This window comes from Arthrobacter sp. NPDC056727 (assembly GCF_042790555.1).
Classification (GTDB): domain Bacteria; phylum Actinomycetota; class Actinomycetes; order Actinomycetales; family Micrococcaceae; genus Arthrobacter.
On record NZ_JBHTZA010000003.1, the window covers coordinates 200,783 to 216,643 of the forward strand.

Here is a 15,861-nt window from a genome sequence, read left to right on the forward strand (position 1 = left end):
GCATGAGCGGGCTGGTGCTCGGCCTCGGGGACCTCAGCGCCTCCATGCTTCCGCAGGTTGGCGGAAAAGCCGCCAACCTCGGCGAGCTGCTTGCGGCAGGCCTCCCCGTACCCGACGGATTCTGCCTGACCACCGACGCCTACGTCCAGGCAGTGGAGCCGTTGGGCCTCGCAGAGGTGCACAGCGCCCTCCAGGACACCCCGGCTGATGACCTGGAGGCCCTCGCAGCCCTGGCCGCCACAGCCCGCAGCCTGATTACCTCGGCAGAATTGCCGACGGCGATCGCCGGGGAAGTGCTGACGGCCTACCGGGCAATGGACGGCGTTCCCGTCGCGGTAAGGTCCTCGGCCACGGCCGAGGACCTTCCCTTCGCCAGCTTTGCCGGCCAGCAGGACACGTACCTGAACGTCATCGACGCCGTGGCACTGCTGGACGCCGTCCGCAAGTGCTGGGCGTCGCTGTGGACTGACCGGGCAGTGGCGTACCGCGCCAGCCGCAACATCGACCCCGCAACCGTTGCCCTCGCCGTCGTCGTCCAGCGGATGGTGGACGCCGAGGCGGCGGGCGTGATGTTCACAGCAAACCCGGTCACCGGCAGGCGCCGGGAGACCGTGATCGACGCGAGCCCGGGGCTCGGCGAGGCCGTGGTGTCCGGCGCGGTCAACCCGGACCATTTCGTGGTGGACACCGCATCCGGCGCCATCCTGCAGCGCCGCCTCGGGGACAAGCGGACAGCTGTCCGGCCGTTGCCCGGGGGCGGCACCGAATACGTCGACCAGGGTGCCCACGCAGGCCAGGGTGCACTGGCCGAGCCGTGCCTGACCGACCCGCAGATCCGCGAACTCGCCGTGCTGGGGAGCAAAGCAGAGGCGCACTACGGCGCCCCGCAGGACACGGAGTGGGCGCTCGACGGCGGCGGAAAGCTCTGGCTGACCCAGTCCCGGCCGATCACCACGCTGTTCCCCGTGCCGTCGAAGGCCCGGCCACGGCGCGGCCCTGGGGAGGAGCTGCGCGTCTACCTGTGCTTCAGCCTCGCCCAGGGCCTCACCCGGCCGCTGACCCCGATGGGGCTTGCCGCCCTGCGGCAACTCGGCTCCTCCGTTGCTGCCGCCGCCGGTTTTGACGTCCCGGACCACCGCGGCGGGCCGCCGCCCTATGTCGAAGCCGGGCAGCGCATCTTTGTCGACCTGACGGCCGCAGCGCGGAGCACCGTGGGCCGCCGGGTCATCCCCAGCGTCTTTGACATCATGGAGGCACGCTCCGCAAAGGTTCTCCGCAGCGTTTTCGATGACCCGCGCCTCTCCATCACCCGCCGCACGCCCTGGGCCCTGCTCAAGCACGTGGTTCCCATCGCTGCCCGGTTCCGAGTGCCGGAAGCAGCACTCCGGGCGCTGGTCCGACCGGAGGCGGCGCTCAAACGCCTCAACCGCTTCACCACTGAGTTCAACGCGACGCTGGAGCTGCCCCAAGGTGCAACACCCCGCGCGCGGCTTGACCACGCCGAGGGGATACTCTCGCGGCTGTTCCCCAACCTTCCGAACGTACTCCCGCTGGCCGGCCTCGGTTTCGCCATGCTGGGCCTCGCCGGAAAACTGCTGGGCGCCGGCAAGCTCTTTGGCGCGGGCAGGGAAAGCGCCAATGGGGACAACGCCAAGAATGGCACGGGTCCAGGCAGGAACATCGACCTCCAGCCCGTGCTCCGCGGACTGCCCAACAACGTGACAACCGAGATGGACCTCGAGCTGTGGCGGGTGGCCACCAGGATCAAGTCCGACGCCGAGTCGGTGGCCGTGGTCACCGGACATCCCCCTGCCGTCCTGGCGCAGCGCTTCGCCGCCGGTGAGTTGCCCGCCGCGGCCCAGGACGGTCTGGCCGAATTCCTGGCACGGTACGGGCACCGGGCGGTCGCGGAGATCGACGTCGGCATGCCCCGCTGGCGGGACGATCCCACCCATATTCTTGGTGTCCTGGCCAACTACCTCCGGCTGGAGGACCCGGAACGGGCCCCCGACCGCCAGTTCAGCCAGGCAGCAGCCGAAGCGGAGGCACAGATAGAGAGGCTGGTGGCCGAGGCCGGTACCAGGGGACGCCTCCGCGCCGTGGCCGTCAGGGCGGCGCTGCGGCGGGCGCGGCTCTTCGCCGGGCTGCGCGAACTTCCCAAGTTCCAGATCGTCCTGGCACTGGCCGAAGTCCGCAAGCAGCTGGCCGAAGTGGGCGCGGTCCTGGCAGAGCAGAAACGGATCGCCCGGGCAGAGGACATCTTCTTCCTGGACTTTGCCGAGGCGAACCAGGCGCTGGACGGTGCCGACATGCAGGATCTCGTGGCGCAGCGGCAAGGCGCCTATTACCTGGAACTGGAGCGGCGCCATATTCCGCGCATGCTGCTCTCCGACGGAACGGAGCCCGAAACCCTGCTTACCGGCGACGGCACCGCCACCGGGGCGCTGTCCGGGAGCCCGGCGTCGGCGGGGACAGTGACGGCGTCCGCCCGTGTCATCCTGGATCCCGTTGGCGCCCATCTGGAGCCGGGGGAGATCCTCGTCGCGCCGTCCACCGATCCGGGCTGGACTCCGCTGTTCCTGACGGCGGGAGGCCTGGTGATGGAGATGGGCGGCCCCAACTCCCATGGCGCAGTGGTTGCCCGGGAGTACGGAATCCCGGCCGTCGTGGGCGTCGCTGACGCCACCTTGCTGCTCAGGACAGGCCAGGAAGTGACGGTCGACGGCGGGGCCGGCACCGTGGTGCCGGGCACCTGAGAACCGGGGTGCCGGTGGCTACTGCCGGTCCGGCGCCGGCTTCCCGCGCCTGACGTGCCGGACCACGAGCCAGACCACGAAAATAGCCAGCGCGGCATAGACGGCGTAGTTGAGGTAGCGGGAGTACTGCTCCACCGTCGCGTACCGCCGGCCCAGCAGCACGCCCAGTCCGATCAGCGCCCCGTTCCAGATGGCGCTGCCGGCAATGGTGAAGAGGCTGAAGGTGCCCAGGTGCATCCGTTCGGCACCTGCCGGGAGTGAAATGAGGCTGCGGACACCGGGGAGCAGGCGGCCGAAGAAAACCGCGGCCCTGCCGTGGCGGCGGAACCAGCCCTCGGCGCGCTCGAAGTCCTCCCGGTCCACCAGCGGCAGCTTCGACAGCCACCGGATCGAACGCTCCAGCCCCAGCCTTGCGCCAAGGAAGTACAGGGCAAGCGCACCGAGATACGCCCCCAGCGTACTGGTCACGAAGACCAGGGCCAGGCTGAGGGATCCCTGCCGGGTCAGGAACCCGGCCAGCGGAAGAATCACCTCGCTGGGAATCGGCGGGAACACCGTCTCGAGGAGCGTAAAGAGGCCCACGCCCCATTCCCCGAGCGAATCGATCGACTGGGCGGCGAAGCCCACGATGCCTGTCAGTTCGTCGGCGGGACTGGAGGTGGCACCGGGAATACGCATTGTTGAAGGCTCCTGGAAGCTGGAAGACGGCGTCCCCTCCAGTCTGGCCTACCGGCCGGTATGGCGAAAGCGGACAGGCCGGACAGGGGCTGCCACAGGTGATACTGAGGCGTACCCTGAGGATATGAGCTGCGACGTCGGAGCGGAGTTGACATGACTGCCACCTGGCTGCGGTGGACACCTGCCGTGGCCGTACCTGCTGTTATTGCCGCCGGAGTCCTGGCGGGGTCCCTGCCCGCGAGCGCCCGGGATCCGTTGCCGGAGAAGACACCGACCCAGGTGCTGGCGATGATCGGACAACACCAGACGAAGTCCTTCTCCGGCACGGTGGAGCAGTCCTCCGAACTCGGCCTCCCTGATCTTCCACAGGTAGGGCCCACATCGGGCGCAGCCACGGGGTCCCTCGCAGAGCTGCTGACCGGGCCGCACAGCGCCCGGGTCTACGTCGACGGGCCAACCAAGGCGCGCATCCAGGTGATGGACCGGATGGCCGAGCACGACGCCGTCCGCCAGGGCAATGAGCTGTGGCTGTACAACTCCAAGGACAACACGGCCACGCACGTCACGCTCCCCGCCAGGGCGTCGAAGGAATCCCGCAGCCACGACATGCCGGCCGGTGTTGCCACGCCGGAGGAACTGGCCGCGAAGATGCTTGAAAAGGTGGACAGCAGCACCGAGGTGACCGTGGCCGACGACACCGAGGTGGCGGGCCGGGCTGCTTACAGTCTGGTCCTCACACCGCGGTCGGACGTGACCCTGGTGGGCTCCGTGGCCGTGGCCGTGGACGGTGAGAACGGCATGCCGCTGAGCGTGGAGGTGCGGGCGCGCGGGCAACAGGAGCCTGCCTTCCGGACCGCATTCTCCAGCCTGACGCTGGGGGCTCCCGACGCGGGCCTGTTCAACTTCTCGCCGCCGCCGGGTGCCTCGGTGAAGGAACTTGCGGTGCCATCCCACAAGACGGGCACGAACCCGGCTGGGAAGGGCATGGCCAACAGGAATCGTATGCACAAGGACCTGGCTGACAAGGACCTGCGCGAGCACGGTCCAACCGTCTCTGGCACCGGCTGGGAACGGATCGTCGGCATCCCGGCCCCGTCCGCGTCCGCCCCGTCGGCTTCCCGGGACTCCGGTAAGCAGTCGGTGGACAAGCTGCTCAATGATCCACTGCTCCGCCAGGCGACGGTGACGGTGCAGGGCGGCCGGGCGATCTCCACATCACTGGTCAATGTCCTGCTGACCGACGACGGCCGGACCTTTGTGGGTGCCGTGCCCCTGGAGCGGCTCCAGGCCGCCGCAGCCGCGACGTGACAGCCGCTGGCCGCGGCCCGGGCTCCGCAACTGACGCACCTGCAATAGAAACTCGGGGGCTGAGCAAGCGCTTCGGCCGGCAGATGGCGGTGAACGGCATCGACCTCACCGTGCCCCGGGGTTCAGTGTTCGGCTTCCTGGGGCCCAACGGTTCCGGCAAGACCACCACCATCCGCATGATGCTCGGCCTCGCGGCCCCCACCGCGGGGGATGTCACGGTCCTGGGGTTCGACATGCCCCGGCAGCTCGATGAGGTCCTGCCCAGGGTCGGCGCGCTGGTGGAGGGGCCGGCCTTCTATCCGTTCCTGTCGGGTGCGGCAAATCTGCACCGCTTGGATGCAGCGGACCGCCACGCCGCGCCGTCCACGCGCCGGGCACGGGTGGCTGAAGCACTGGAGCGCGTGGGGCTTTCGCATGCCGCCGGCAAGAAGGTGCGGGCCTATTCGCTCGGCATGAAGCAGCGGCTGGGAATCGCCAACGCGCTGCTGGCACGGCGCGAATTGCTGGTCCTGGACGAACCCACCAACGGGCTGGACCCGCAGGGCACCCGGGAGGTCCGCCACCTGGTGCGCTCCCTCGCCGCCGACGGGGCCACCGTGTTCGTGTCCAGCCACCTGCTGGCCGAAGTGGAGCAAATCTGCACGCATGCGGCCATCATGAGCGCCGGCCGGCTCGTGGCGCAGGGGCCCCTGGCAGAACTCCGGCAGGCGGGCACCGCACAGCTCCGCCTGGTGACGCCCGACGCCGGCACGGCCTCGGGCGTTTTGGCACGGTTTGGTTTGTCCGCGGTGGTGGGGCATCCGGACGGCGCGGACGCCGTCATCACGTCCAGCCTGCCCGTCGGCGCAGCCCCGGCTGGTGAACCAAGCGCAAACGGAGGCGTGGCACCCGAAGCGATCGTCGCGGCCCTCGTGGCGGACGGTGTGCGGGTCCGCGGGTTCACGGTGGAGCGTGGCAGCCTGGAGGACCGCTTCGTGGCGTTGACGGGGGAAGGGTTCGATGTCGCACAGTGATTCGGTGTCCCACGGTGATTCGGTGCCGCACAGTGATCGGCCGGCGGCGCAGGAGACGGCAGGCGGGCAGCTGCCGGTCCGCAACGCCCCCGCACCGGGTACCAGGCGCCGGCCGTCCAGTGGTCCGCTGCTCGCGTCGGAGCTGAAGCAGCTCTTCCGCCGCCGCAGGACGCAGGCGATGCTCCTGGCACTGGCCGCCATCCCGGTGGTGATTGCCGTCGTCGTGCGTGTTTCTTCAGCTGTGCCGGCGGGGAGGGGGCCGGCCTTCCTGGACCGGATCAGCCAGAACGGGCTGTTCGTGGCCGTGACCGCGATGCTGGTTTCCGTTCCGCTGTTCCTGCCCCTGACCATCGGCGTGGTTGCGGGGGACACCATCGCGGGGGAGGCCGGACTGGGCACTCTGCGGTATCTGCTGGTGGCTCCGGCCGGAAGGGTGCGGCTGCTGCTGATCAAGTATGCCGGGGCAGCCGTGTTCTGTATTTCCGCGCCGCTGGCCGTAGCGCTCGCTGGCGCGGGCATTGGCTGGGCGCTCTTTCCGGTGGGGCCGGTGGCGCTGCTCTCGGGCGACCTCGTGGAGCCGGAGGAAGCGTTGGTCAGGATGCTGCTGATCGCTGCCTACCAGGCCGTGTCCCTTCTGGGGTTGTCGGCCATCGGGCTGTTCCTGTCCACGCTGACGGACGTGCCGGTCGGGGCCATGGCTGCCACCATCGTCCTGTCTGTTGTCTCCCAGGTGCTCGACCAGCTGCCCCAGCTGGAATGGCTGCACCCGTGGCTGTTCACGCACAACTGGTTTGGCTTCGCAGACCTGCTTCGCCAGCCCATCGGATGGGATTCGTTCGGCGACAACGCGCTGCTGCAGGCGGGCTACATCGCAGCCTTCGGCGCCCTCGCTTATGGCAGGTTCGTGAGCAAGGACGTGCTGTCCTAGGGGCTCCCGGGGCTTCCGGGCGGATCAGTGCCGTGCGGCGGCTCAGTACCGTGCAGCGACGGGGTAGAGCTGCATGCCGGCCATCATGCTCAGGTCCGTGACGGTGATGCCCGCCGACGGGTTCAGCGCCTGGACCACCTTGCCGCCGCCCAGGTAGATCGCCACATGGTAGAAACCCGGGGCCGACCCCCAGACCAGGAGATCGCCGGGCTGAGCCTGGGACAGCGGAAGGTGGACGGGTGCCTGGGCGAACTGCTCCGCGGCGGTGCGCGGAAGTTGTTTCCCGATGGCTGCGAAAGCGTTCTGGACCAGGCCCGAGCAATCGAAGCCGTACGCCCCCGTGCCGCCGTACTGGTAAAAGTAAGGGGATCCCACCTTGGCCATGGCCACCGAGATGGCCGCCTGGTTGGAACCGCCGGGAGACGGCGCGGGCTGAACCGGGACGGGCACGGGGGCGGGGGCCGGCTGAACCGGGACAGGTGCCGGGGCGGGTGCTGGTGCCGGCCGTTCGGGGGCCGGCTGCGCGGGGGCCGGGCGGGCGGGCGCCGGAGCCGGGCGCGTCGGGGCCGAAGGGGCCGCGGGGGCGGCGGGAGAAGGATCCGACTGGGCAGGCGTCCGGGCAGGAGCTGAAGCGGCCCGATCCGCCGGCTGCCCGGTTCCGCTGCTTGCAGACCCGTCATTCGCAGCAGCTGCCTTGTCGGCAACTGCATCGTCGGCCGCGGCCTGGGCTGCGGCAGCACGTTCGGCGGCCGCAGTTACGGCGGCGAGGCGGGCCTGCTGGCGCTGGCGCTCCAGGCCGTCCACGCGGGCGGACTCGAGCGCTGTGGTGGTGTGGCGCAGCGTGGCAAGCTGCCCCACGAGGACAGTCCGCTGGGACTTGGCATCCGCCACCGCCTTCACCTGGGCGGCATTGGCCTGGTCCGCCTCTGCTTTGAGGGTCTCGGCCGTTTTTGCGGCGTCGTCGGCCGCTCGGCGGGCGTCGGCGGCTGCGGCCGTGAGTGATTCGGCAGCGGCGGCGGTGGTTTCGGCGTCGGTGAAAGCCCTGCTCCGGCCGGCGGTGAGGGCCTGCAGCGTTGCGGCCTTGGCCAGGACGTCGCCCGTGCCCGTGACCAGGCCGCTGAGCTCCGGATTGAGTCCGCCGTTCCGGTACAGGTCCCCGGCCAACTGCCCCACGGCCTTGCGGCTCCTGGACTGCTCCTTGTCCGCCGCGGCGGCCCTTGCGGTGGCCACGGCGGCAGCGTCCGCCCTCGTGTGCAGCTCCACGAGCGCGTTGCTGTAGGCGTTGTTGGCTTCGAGCGTCCGCGCGAACGTAACCTCCTGGGCCGCGCCGGCGTCGGCCAGGATGCCCTCGATGTCCGCCACCTTTGCCGCGGTCGCTTTTTCACTGGACTTGGCGGCGGCGATGTCCGCAGGGGACGGGATCTCCGGCGATGCGGGAACTGCCAGGGCTGTTGGCACAAGGAATGAAGACGGCGGTGTTACCGCGGGTGCACGGTCAGCGCGTGCGGGTGCTGCAAGGGTTCCCAAGAGGACAACCGCGGTGCACAGGACCGCCGTCGTGCGGCCAGAGCCGGTCAAACCCATTCGTAACCTCGCAAGTCATGGCGGGGCGAACGAAGAGGGAGGCGGCACGAAAGTGCCCCTTTGGAGATGCCCAGCCCTCTGAGGTTAGGTGGCCAATTACCACTTTGGCAACACTGGTCACATCAATAACATAAACAACACCAGTGTCATTTCGCGCGAGATGCGCAGGCGTGTCGTGGGAAACGGTGGCGCAGGGGCGTAACGGGCAGTGGGGGACAGAGCCTGCAGGCTAGTCCCAGCCCAGTTCGTGAAGCCGCTGGTCGTCGATTCCGAAGTGATGGGCGACCTCGTGGATCACCGTTACCGCCACCTCCTCCACCACGTCCTCTCTCGAGGAGCAGATGTCCAGGATCGGCTGGCGGTAGATGGTGATGCGGTCCGGGAGGGAGCCGGCGTCCCACCACGAGTCGCGCTCGGTCAGCGGAACGCCTTCGTACAGTCCCAGAAGCACTGTGTCTGGGTCCTCGCCGGGCTGCGGAACGTAGTCGTCGTCGATGAACACGGCCACGTTGTCCATCGCCCGTGCCACCTCGGCGGGAAGCTGGTCCAGGGCGTCGCTGACGGCGGCTTCGAAGTCGGCCTCGGACATGTCGAAACCCGACGGTTCGCCGGCTCCCTCCGGCATGATCGGGAGGCCGGGCGGCAGGTTTGCGGGCATAGCCAAACTTTAGCGGGATCTCCGCCGGGTCAGCCCTACGCCGAGCAGGCAGATGGCGCCGCCCACGAGTCCCCAGACCGTCGGGATCTCGCTGAGCACCAGCCACGAGATCAGCACCGTGGTGCCGGGCACCAGATACGTGGTGGCAGCGAGTTTGCCGGCGTCGATCAACGAAAGGGCGTAGGCCCACGTGGTGAAGGCGATGGCGGTGGGGAAGATGCCCAGGTAGACCAGGCCAAGGGTGGCGGACAGCGGTGCCGCCTGCAGTTCGTGTCCCAGCTGGCCGGCGAAGGGCAGGCAGCAGACCAGGCCCACCATGATTCCGAGCCACGTTGCCTGCCCCGCCGGAAACTTCCGCAGGACCGGCTTCTGGATGATGACGCTGACGGCGGCGAGTGCAGCAGCGAGGAGGCAAAGCAGCACGCCGGCCACGTCCGCCGTCGAACGCGTCCCCGATCCCAAGGCGATGACCGCGACGCCGCCGAATGCCACCAGGCTGCCGATAATCAGCCAGCGCGGGAAGCCCTCTTTGAGGATGATGCCCGCCATCACGGCCACCAGGATCGGGTTCACGTTAATGAGCAGGGCGCTGGTACCGGCATCGAGCGAATGCTCCGCAGCGTTGAGCGCTACGTTGTACCCGCCGAACCACATGACGCCGTAGGCGAGAATCGGCCACCACTCGCGTCCCCGCGGCAGCGCCCGCAGCTTGGGAAGCATCACCGCGCCAAGCACGACGGCGGCAATCGCCAGCCGCCCCAGGGTCAGGGCGCCGGGGGAGAAGCTTGGGCCGACGGCGCGGATGCCCACGAAGGCGGAGGCCCAGAGCACCACGGTCACCACGACCGCGGCGACGCCCAGCTTGTTGACGCCCTTCCGGGGTTCCTGGGAGGTGTGCGCTTCGGGGGAGTGGGGCTGGAGCGGACTGGTGCCGGCGGTGGATGCCATGATGCCAATCTAGTTCCCTTGCCCGTCCGGTGGCTGGCGGAAATCGGCCATGTCTAGCCAAGAAACTGCCATTCTCGCGGGCCGTGGTTTGCCTGCCGTTTGGCCGGTCTTGGCGCCGATTTTGGATATTCCGGGGATAGGCCCTATAGTTTTAGTCGTCCAGTTCGGAGGAACAGGGAAAGAAACGAAAGGCTTCGGCCCTTTATTTTTGCCCTCGCTCAGCCAAATTGAGTCCAGGCCCCCATCGTCTAGCGGCCTAGGACACCGCCCTTTCACGGCGGCGGCACGGGTTCGAATCCCGTTGGGGGTACGCAAGGAAGTGGTCAAAGCAGGCAAAAAAGTCTGGTAGGCTGGAGTCCTTGAAAAAACGCGGTAGCGATGCTGCGGAAAGCAAGAAATAGCAAGGCCCTGTAGCGCAGTTGGTTAGCGCGCCGCCCTGTCACGGCGGAGGTCGCGGGTTCAAGTCCCGTCAGGGTCGCTTTGATTGCCGGAAGAAATTCCGGTTGTCATGGTGACATGTCACCTAGGCTCTGTAGCTCAGTTGGTAGAGCGTTCGACTGAAAATCGAAAGGTCACCGGATCGACGCCGGTCGGAGCCACCAGCTAAAACCCCGCTGTTCCATCAGGAACAGCGGGGTTTTTTCGTCCCCGGATTTCCCTTCCCTGGACTACGTATCTTCGGCCCGGCCCCCAGCTTCTCTGGCGCCCACTTTTCTGACCCCACTTCCCGGGCCGCCGCGAACCGTCGTGGGGCACTTTGACGGCTTCGGCGTCGTAATTCCGACGGCGGCCGGCGTGTTTCGTGTCATAGTCCCCCGCTTTGGCCGCGCGGATTCCTCGAACCTGCCGGTCCCAGGATGGCCTCGGCGGGAGAGGGGTGTGCCGTCGCGGGGCGCTTTGGGGCTGCCGGCGTCGTAATTCCGACGGCGGCCGGCGTGTTCCGTGTCATAGTGCCCCCTTTTTGTCGGGGCGGGCACCTGGCGGGAGGTGTGATCGAGGCCATTGATGACGCGTTGATGACGGCTCATTTGATTCCAGCCCTCGAGTGTTGCACGCGCGCGCAGACGAAATGTAAGCGCTTGCGCGAATCTGATGCCTCGTGATGGATGACGCCAAAAACCGGGTTGAACTCGGCTGACAACGTTGTCTAGCGTTGAGTGTGGGCCGCGAAATGTATGACATTTCCACTTGCCCACCAGGGGTCCTACCCAAACCCCGTTTCTCCCTCGACACAACGGCGTCCTCGATGACGCATGCCGTGTCATCGGGGTCTCCGGAGTGCCGGGACAAGGGCACTTGCCCGTCTTCCACGAAATAACTCCGCGAGAAGAGCAACAATGCACAAGCACCCCAACACCCGGATGCTGCGGTGGCGTCCCGCCGCCGCAGCTCTGGCGGCAACCGTCGCCGCCACGGCGTTCCTCGCCGTGCCCTCGGCACAGGCAAACGAGCCGTCGGACCCGCCCGCCGCGCAGCAGATGCCGGCTCCCACCCCCGGTTTCCCGCTGCCCACCGACCACAGCCAGAAGGCGTACGACCCGGCAGCGGACTTCACCTCCAAGTGGACCCGTGCCGACGCCAAGCAGATCATGGCGCAGAGCGACTCCACTGTTGCCCCGGGCAAGAACTCCATGAGCCCCGACGTCACCATGCCAGAAATCCCGGAGGATTTCCCTGCAATGAACGACGACGTCTGGGTCTGGGACACCTGGTCCCTGACGGACGAGAACGCCAACCAGATCAGCTACAAGGGCTACGACGTCATCTTCTCCCTGGTTGCTGACCGGCACGCAGGCTATGGCTTCGACCAGCGCCACTGGAACGCCCGGATCGGCTACTTCTTCCGCAAGACCAACGCCGACCCGGCCAAGGACAAGTGGAACTATGGCGGACACCTGTTCCTGGACAACACCTCCATCGGCAACACCGAATGGTCCGGCTCCACCCGCCTGATGCAGGGCAACCAGGTGAACGTGTTCTACACGGCCACCACGTTCCACGACGTTGCGGAGCGCAACGCAGGCGGCGGCGGCATCGCCCCGGACGCGGCCATCGCCAAGGCCCTGGGCAACATCCACGCTGACAAGAACGGCGTGACGTTCGACGGCTTCAAGCACACCAAACTGCTGGAACCGGACGGAAAGCTGTACCAGACCAAGGCGCAGAACCCGGGCTTCGCGTTCCGCGACCCTTACACCTTTGCCGACCCGGCCCACCCGGGCAAGACCTTCATGGTCTTCGAAGGCAACACCGGCGGCAACCGCGGCGCATACGAGTGCAAGGCCGAAGACCTTGGCTACAAGCCGGGCGACGCCAACGCCGAGAACGTAAACGACGTCCAGAGCAGCGGCGCCTACTACCAGACCGCCAACGTGGGCCTGGCCGTGGCCGACAACAAGGACCTGACTAAGTGGCACTTCCTGCCGCCGGTCCTCTCGGCCAACTGCGTCAACGACCAGACCGAGCGCCCGCAGATCTTCATCCAGAACGAAAACGGCAAGAACAAGTACTACCTGTTCACCATCAGCCACCAGTTCACCTACGCGGCGGGCATGCGCGGCCCTGACGGCGTGTACGGCTTCGTCGGCAACGGCGTCCGCTCCGACTACCAGCCGATGAACAAGAGCGGCCTGGCCCTGGGGTCCCCGACCGACCTGAACCTGCCTGCCAACAACCCGAGCGGCAACCTGTCGGCCCAGCAGAACGGCCGCCAGTTCCAGGCCTACTCGCACTACGTGCAGCCCGGCGGCCTGGTCCAGTCCTTCATCGACAACGTGAACGGCGTCCGCGGCGGCTCCCTCTCACCCACGGTGAAGATCAACTTCCGCGACGGCGTGTCCCAGGTTGACCGCAGCTTCGGCAAGAACGGCCTCGGCCCGTTCGGTTACCTGCCCACCAACGTCCACGTTGGCGGGAACGGCCTCTACAAGTAGGCCAGCCTGACGCAATAGACAGGAGGCGTCCGGACCCGGTCCGGGCGCCTCCTGCTGCGTCTGCATCCCCGTATATAAGGAGCCATGTACGGACAGCACTGCAAAGTGCACCCGTCCTGTCAACTTGGAAAGAGGCACTCCGCCCGGGCTAGACTCGCACGCCGGGGGACGGGGCAGGCGTTCTGCGGCTGCCCAGCCAGGCCGCCGACGGCGGCACAACCACTCCAGGAATGGAAACCGTGAAACATCTTGCCCGCCCGCTGTACGCCACCGCCCTTCTTGCCGTAGCGGCACTTACCGCCTGCTCCGCGCCTGCCTCCGGAAGTGCGCCGTTGGCTTCTGCAACATCCACGACGGCGGCCAGCAGCGCCGCGCCGACCGAGTCCGCAAGCGCGGCGTCCGGTCCCTACGGCGGCTACGCTACGGCGGCTGAGGCCTGTGGCGCCATCTCCACGCAGGCCACGGGCGCATCCCTGCTGCCCCTCTCCGCTGCCCAGGGCAAGACGGCGGAACTGGAGCAGAAGAAGGCCGAGCTGGCGGAGACGGCCCAGCGGGTGCCGGAAGCGCTGAAGGCGGATTTCGCGCGGCTCAACCAGGTGGCACTGGCTGGCCTCTCGGACCAGAGTGTGTATTCCAACGGCAAGTTTGAGGCCGCCATGGCCCCCGTGACCAGCTGGCTGTCCGCGAACTGCCACTAACTGACAGGCCCCTGACGTTGTCCGGCCTAAGGGATAGGGTTGTGTTCAACAGAAGGGGAGTGCTGATGGAATACCAGAATCCACAAACCGCCGCCGTTCGCGCGGACCCTGCCCTGGTGCCGGCTCCTGCCGGCGGGCGGACCGTCATCTCCGAGACCGCCGTGGCCAAGGTTGCCGGGATAGCGGCCAGGGCCGTGCCCGGCGTGTATTCCCTGGGCACCGGATCCTCCCGGGCGCTCGGAGCCATCAGGGACGCGGTGGGCAGCTCCGACCACGCCGCCGGGGTGCACGCCGAGGTCGGTGAAACCCAGGTGGCAGTAGACATCACCCTCGTGGCGGTCTATGGCACTCCGCTGCATGCCCTGGCCAACCAGGTACGGGCAAGCGTTTATTCAGCCGTCGAGAAACTCGTGGGCCTCCAGGTCATCGAGGTCAACGTCGAGATTAACGACGTCTACATCGCGCCGCCGGTGAAGCCGACCGGTGCGCCCGCTATCGCGGAGAGGGAGGCAGTCCTGTGAGCCCCACCGTCGTCGGAATCGCCGTCGGCGCCTTCGTGGCGTTCATGTCACTACAGTTCGGCCTCTGGGGGTTCCTGATTTCCTTGCTGTTCATGGGAATCGGTGCGCTTCTGGGCCGCGCCGCAGAAGGGAAACTGGACCTGCGCAGCGTCATTGACGCCATCAGCGGCCGGCGCTCCTCCTCATGAACGGTGCAGCCCCCGGGCAGTACAGCGGCCACAACAGGATCAGTACCCAGGCGCTGACCAGCCTTGCCAAAGCTGCCGCTGCTGAAGCCCTGGGAATCCACGCCCATGACGTGCGCGCAGACTGGGCGGACGACGACGGCCTGCTGGCCTTGTCGCTCGTCGCCCCCATCCGGATCCCCAGCCTTGCGGCCGTCCTCCGCGACCCGGGTCGCGTCCAGGCCCTGGGCGGCTCCATCTGGGAAAGGACCGTCCACGCCCGGTCCGACATCCTCACCAAGGTCACCGAACTCAGCGGTGCAAGGTTGAGCAGGGTGGATATCCGCATCAGCGGGACCCACGTGACGGAAGGGGGCAGGGCGCAGTGAGTTCTGTCGTTGAACAGCACCAGGAAGCCGGCGGGGAGCCGGCGCAGGGCGGCTCGGGTGCGGCGCACGCTGCCGCCATTGACATGAGGCGGATCCTGCACCGGGAAACACATTCCTCACGTGCCGTGGCAGCGGTCATCGCCGGAGCCCTGGTCATTCTGGTCTGCCTTTATGCCCTCCTGGAATCCGTCGTCCGCGCCATCGGCCAGCCGCCCTGGCTCATCGATCCGCAGACGGCCGCGGAACGGATCACGGCGCTCCCGGCCGGCGTTCCGCCGCTGCTGCTGGGTGCTGCCGGAGCCGTGACTGCGGCGGTGGGGCTGTTCTTTTTCCTGAGTGCGGTCCTGCCCGGGCGGCGCGCCAGGCATCTGCTGGATGACCGGCGGATCGCCGTGGTGGTCGATGATGAAGTCATCGCCGCGGCTCTCGCCAGGAGCGCCCGCCTCGCAGCCCATGTCACGCAGGAACAGGTCATGGTGGTGGTCTCCCGGCGCCAGGTGGTGGTCAACGTCCGCCCCACCTCCGGCGTGCCGGTCAGCGAAAATGCCATTCTGCAGGCCGTGGAGGACGAACTGCAGGCGATGGGCCCTTCCCCCATGCCCCAGGTGACGGTCAACCTGTCCACCTCCGGGGTGGTGGGCGCATGAACAGCACACCCAGGCTCCTCAACCGGATCATCCTCGGCATTCTGGGCTTCAAATTGCTGGTGATTGGCATGCTGCTCATACTTCTGGCGGCCGTCCCCGCCGTCGCGGACTGGTGGCATTCATGGTCCAAAAGCGTCTCGGACAACGCAGCAACGGCCTTCGAGGGCACACAGTTCCCCGGCCGGCAGGGAAGCTGGCTGTGGATCGTGCTGGCCCTGGCGGTGGTGCTGCTGATCGTGCTCATGGTGGCCTGGATCGCCCAGCAGGGCAAAGGCCGCACCGACCTCCTGTTGGCAGCGGAGGACCCGGGCGGCGTTCCCGGCGATATCCGGATCGGCGGGGGAGTGGCCGAGCAGGCACTGAAGAACGCGCTGACCGACCGTCCAGATCTCGCCGGAGCCACGGTTTCGATCTACGACGTCAAGGGCCAGCCGGCGCTGAAGCTCCGGCTGCATCCGCGGCCCGGCGTGGCTCCGCAGGCGGTCGCGGCCGAAGCGGCCGACCTTATCGACGCCCTGGGCGCCGTGGTGGGCCAGCGGACGCCGGTCCTGGTGCACATCGCGGCCGGCGCGCGGACCCGCTTCAGCCGTGCCGAGCGGGTCCGCTAGCTCAGTCTTCCCGAAGCTATTCGGCTTC

General features: G+C 67.8%; 15 protein-coding genes and 3 tRNA genes. 14 read left to right on the plus strand and 4 right to left on the minus strand.

Going from position 1 to position 15,861, the window contains the following annotated elements:
• Positions 1-2 precede the first annotated feature (2 nt).
• Positions 3-2,756 (plus strand): PEP/pyruvate-binding domain-containing protein, encoded by a 2,754-nt coding sequence (locus ACFRAH_RS04330; protein WP_377989690.1) that lies wholly within the window; start codon positions 3-5, stop codon positions 2,754-2,756.
• An 18-nt stretch (positions 2,757-2,774) separates the two neighbouring features.
• Here the strand turns inward: ACFRAH_RS04330 and ACFRAH_RS04335 are convergent, their stop codons facing one another.
• Positions 2,775-3,434: a DedA family protein gene (locus ACFRAH_RS04335; RefSeq protein ID WP_377989691.1), complete on the minus strand. Its 660-nt coding sequence runs from the start codon at positions 3,432-3,434 to the stop codon at positions 2,775-2,777.
• Positions 3,435-3,587: 153 nt separating this feature from the next.
• Here ACFRAH_RS04335 and ACFRAH_RS04340 point away from each other — a divergent pair, with 153 nt between their 5' ends.
• The 3 genes from ACFRAH_RS04340 (at position 3,588) to ACFRAH_RS04350 (ending at position 6,683) form a co-directional block, all read left to right on the plus strand.
• Positions 3,588-4,742, plus strand: a complete 1,155-nt coding sequence (locus ACFRAH_RS04340) for an outer membrane lipoprotein carrier protein LolA (RefSeq protein ID WP_377989692.1) — start codon at positions 3,588-3,590, stop codon at positions 4,740-4,742.
• 83 nt (positions 4,743-4,825) lie between these two features.
• The gene (locus ACFRAH_RS04345) at positions 4,826-5,755 is read left to right on the plus strand and encodes an ABC transporter ATP-binding protein (protein ID WP_377989809.1); all 930 of its coding nucleotides are present in this window, start codon (positions 4,826-4,828) and stop codon (positions 5,753-5,755) included.
• Positions 5,742-6,683, plus strand: coding sequence for an ABC transporter permease (locus tag ACFRAH_RS04350; RefSeq protein WP_377989693.1), 942 nt, complete (start codon positions 5,742-5,744; stop codon positions 6,681-6,683). The genes ACFRAH_RS04345 and ACFRAH_RS04350 overlap by 14 nt, the downstream gene beginning before the upstream one ends.
• A 42-nt stretch (positions 6,684-6,725) precedes the next feature.
• Here ACFRAH_RS04350 and ACFRAH_RS04355 read toward each other — a convergent pair whose 3' ends face one another.
• The 3 genes from ACFRAH_RS04355 to ACFRAH_RS04365 all read right to left on the minus strand — a co-directional run bounded on the left by ACFRAH_RS04355 (position 6,726) and on the right by ACFRAH_RS04365 (position 9,873).
• Positions 6,726-8,267 carry a C40 family peptidase gene (locus tag ACFRAH_RS04355; RefSeq protein WP_377989694.1) on the minus strand — a complete coding sequence of 514 codons (1,542 nt, stop codon included), beginning with the start codon at positions 8,265-8,267 and terminating at the stop codon, positions 6,726-6,728.
• A gap of 229 nt (positions 8,268-8,496) precedes the next feature.
• A complete protein-coding gene (locus ACFRAH_RS04360; RefSeq protein ID WP_377989695.1) occupies positions 8,497-8,925 on the minus strand; it encodes a metallopeptidase family protein in 429 nt (142 codons plus the stop codon).
• A 9-nt stretch (positions 8,926-8,934) separates the two neighbouring features.
• Positions 8,935-9,873: a DMT family transporter gene (locus ACFRAH_RS04365; RefSeq protein ID WP_377989696.1), complete on the minus strand. Its 939-nt coding sequence runs from the start codon at positions 9,871-9,873 to the stop codon at positions 8,935-8,937.
• A gap of 237 nt (positions 9,874-10,110) precedes the next feature.
• Between ACFRAH_RS04365 and ACFRAH_RS04370 the strand changes: the two genes are divergently transcribed.
• The 10 genes from ACFRAH_RS04370 (at position 10,111) to ACFRAH_RS04415 (ending at position 15,833) form a co-directional block, all read left to right on the plus strand.
• Positions 10,111-10,183 (plus strand) — tRNA-Glu (locus ACFRAH_RS04370).
• 94 nt (positions 10,184-10,277) lie between these two features.
• Positions 10,278-10,351, plus strand: a tRNA-Asp gene (locus tag ACFRAH_RS04375).
• Between the two features lie 48 nt (positions 10,352-10,399).
• Positions 10,400-10,475, plus strand: a tRNA-Phe gene (locus ACFRAH_RS04380).
• A gap of 735 nt (positions 10,476-11,210) precedes the next feature.
• On the plus strand, positions 11,211-12,806 hold the full coding sequence (locus ACFRAH_RS04385) for a glycoside hydrolase family 68 protein (protein WP_377989697.1): 1,596 nt from the start codon (positions 11,211-11,213) through the stop codon (positions 12,804-12,806).
• Between the two features lie 230 nt (positions 12,807-13,036).
• Positions 13,037-13,504 (plus strand): hypothetical protein, encoded by a 468-nt coding sequence (locus ACFRAH_RS04390; RefSeq protein WP_377989698.1) that lies wholly within the window; start codon positions 13,037-13,039, stop codon positions 13,502-13,504.
• 65 nt (positions 13,505-13,569) lie between these two features.
• Positions 13,570-14,025, plus strand: a complete 456-nt coding sequence (locus tag ACFRAH_RS04395; protein ID WP_377989699.1) for an Asp23/Gls24 family envelope stress response protein — start codon at positions 13,570-13,572, stop codon at positions 14,023-14,025.
• Entirely contained in the window at positions 14,022-14,213 is a 192-nt protein-coding gene (locus ACFRAH_RS04400) for a DUF2273 domain-containing protein (RefSeq protein WP_003799126.1), read from the plus strand. The genes ACFRAH_RS04395 and ACFRAH_RS04400 overlap by 4 nt, the downstream gene beginning before the upstream one ends.
• Positions 14,210-14,578 (plus strand): hypothetical protein, encoded by a 369-nt coding sequence (locus ACFRAH_RS04405; protein ID WP_377989700.1) that lies wholly within the window; start codon positions 14,210-14,212, stop codon positions 14,576-14,578. Before ACFRAH_RS04400 ends, ACFRAH_RS04405 begins: the two co-directional genes overlap by 4 nt.
• Positions 14,575-15,225: a DUF6286 domain-containing protein gene (locus ACFRAH_RS04410; RefSeq protein WP_377989701.1), complete on the plus strand. Its 651-nt coding sequence runs from the start codon at positions 14,575-14,577 to the stop codon at positions 15,223-15,225. Before ACFRAH_RS04405 ends, ACFRAH_RS04410 begins: the two co-directional genes overlap by 4 nt.
• On the plus strand, positions 15,222-15,833 hold the full coding sequence (locus ACFRAH_RS04415) for a hypothetical protein (protein ID WP_377989702.1): 612 nt from the start codon (positions 15,222-15,224) through the stop codon (positions 15,831-15,833). Before ACFRAH_RS04410 ends, ACFRAH_RS04415 begins: the two co-directional genes overlap by 4 nt.
• Positions 15,834-15,861 lie beyond the last annotated feature (28 nt).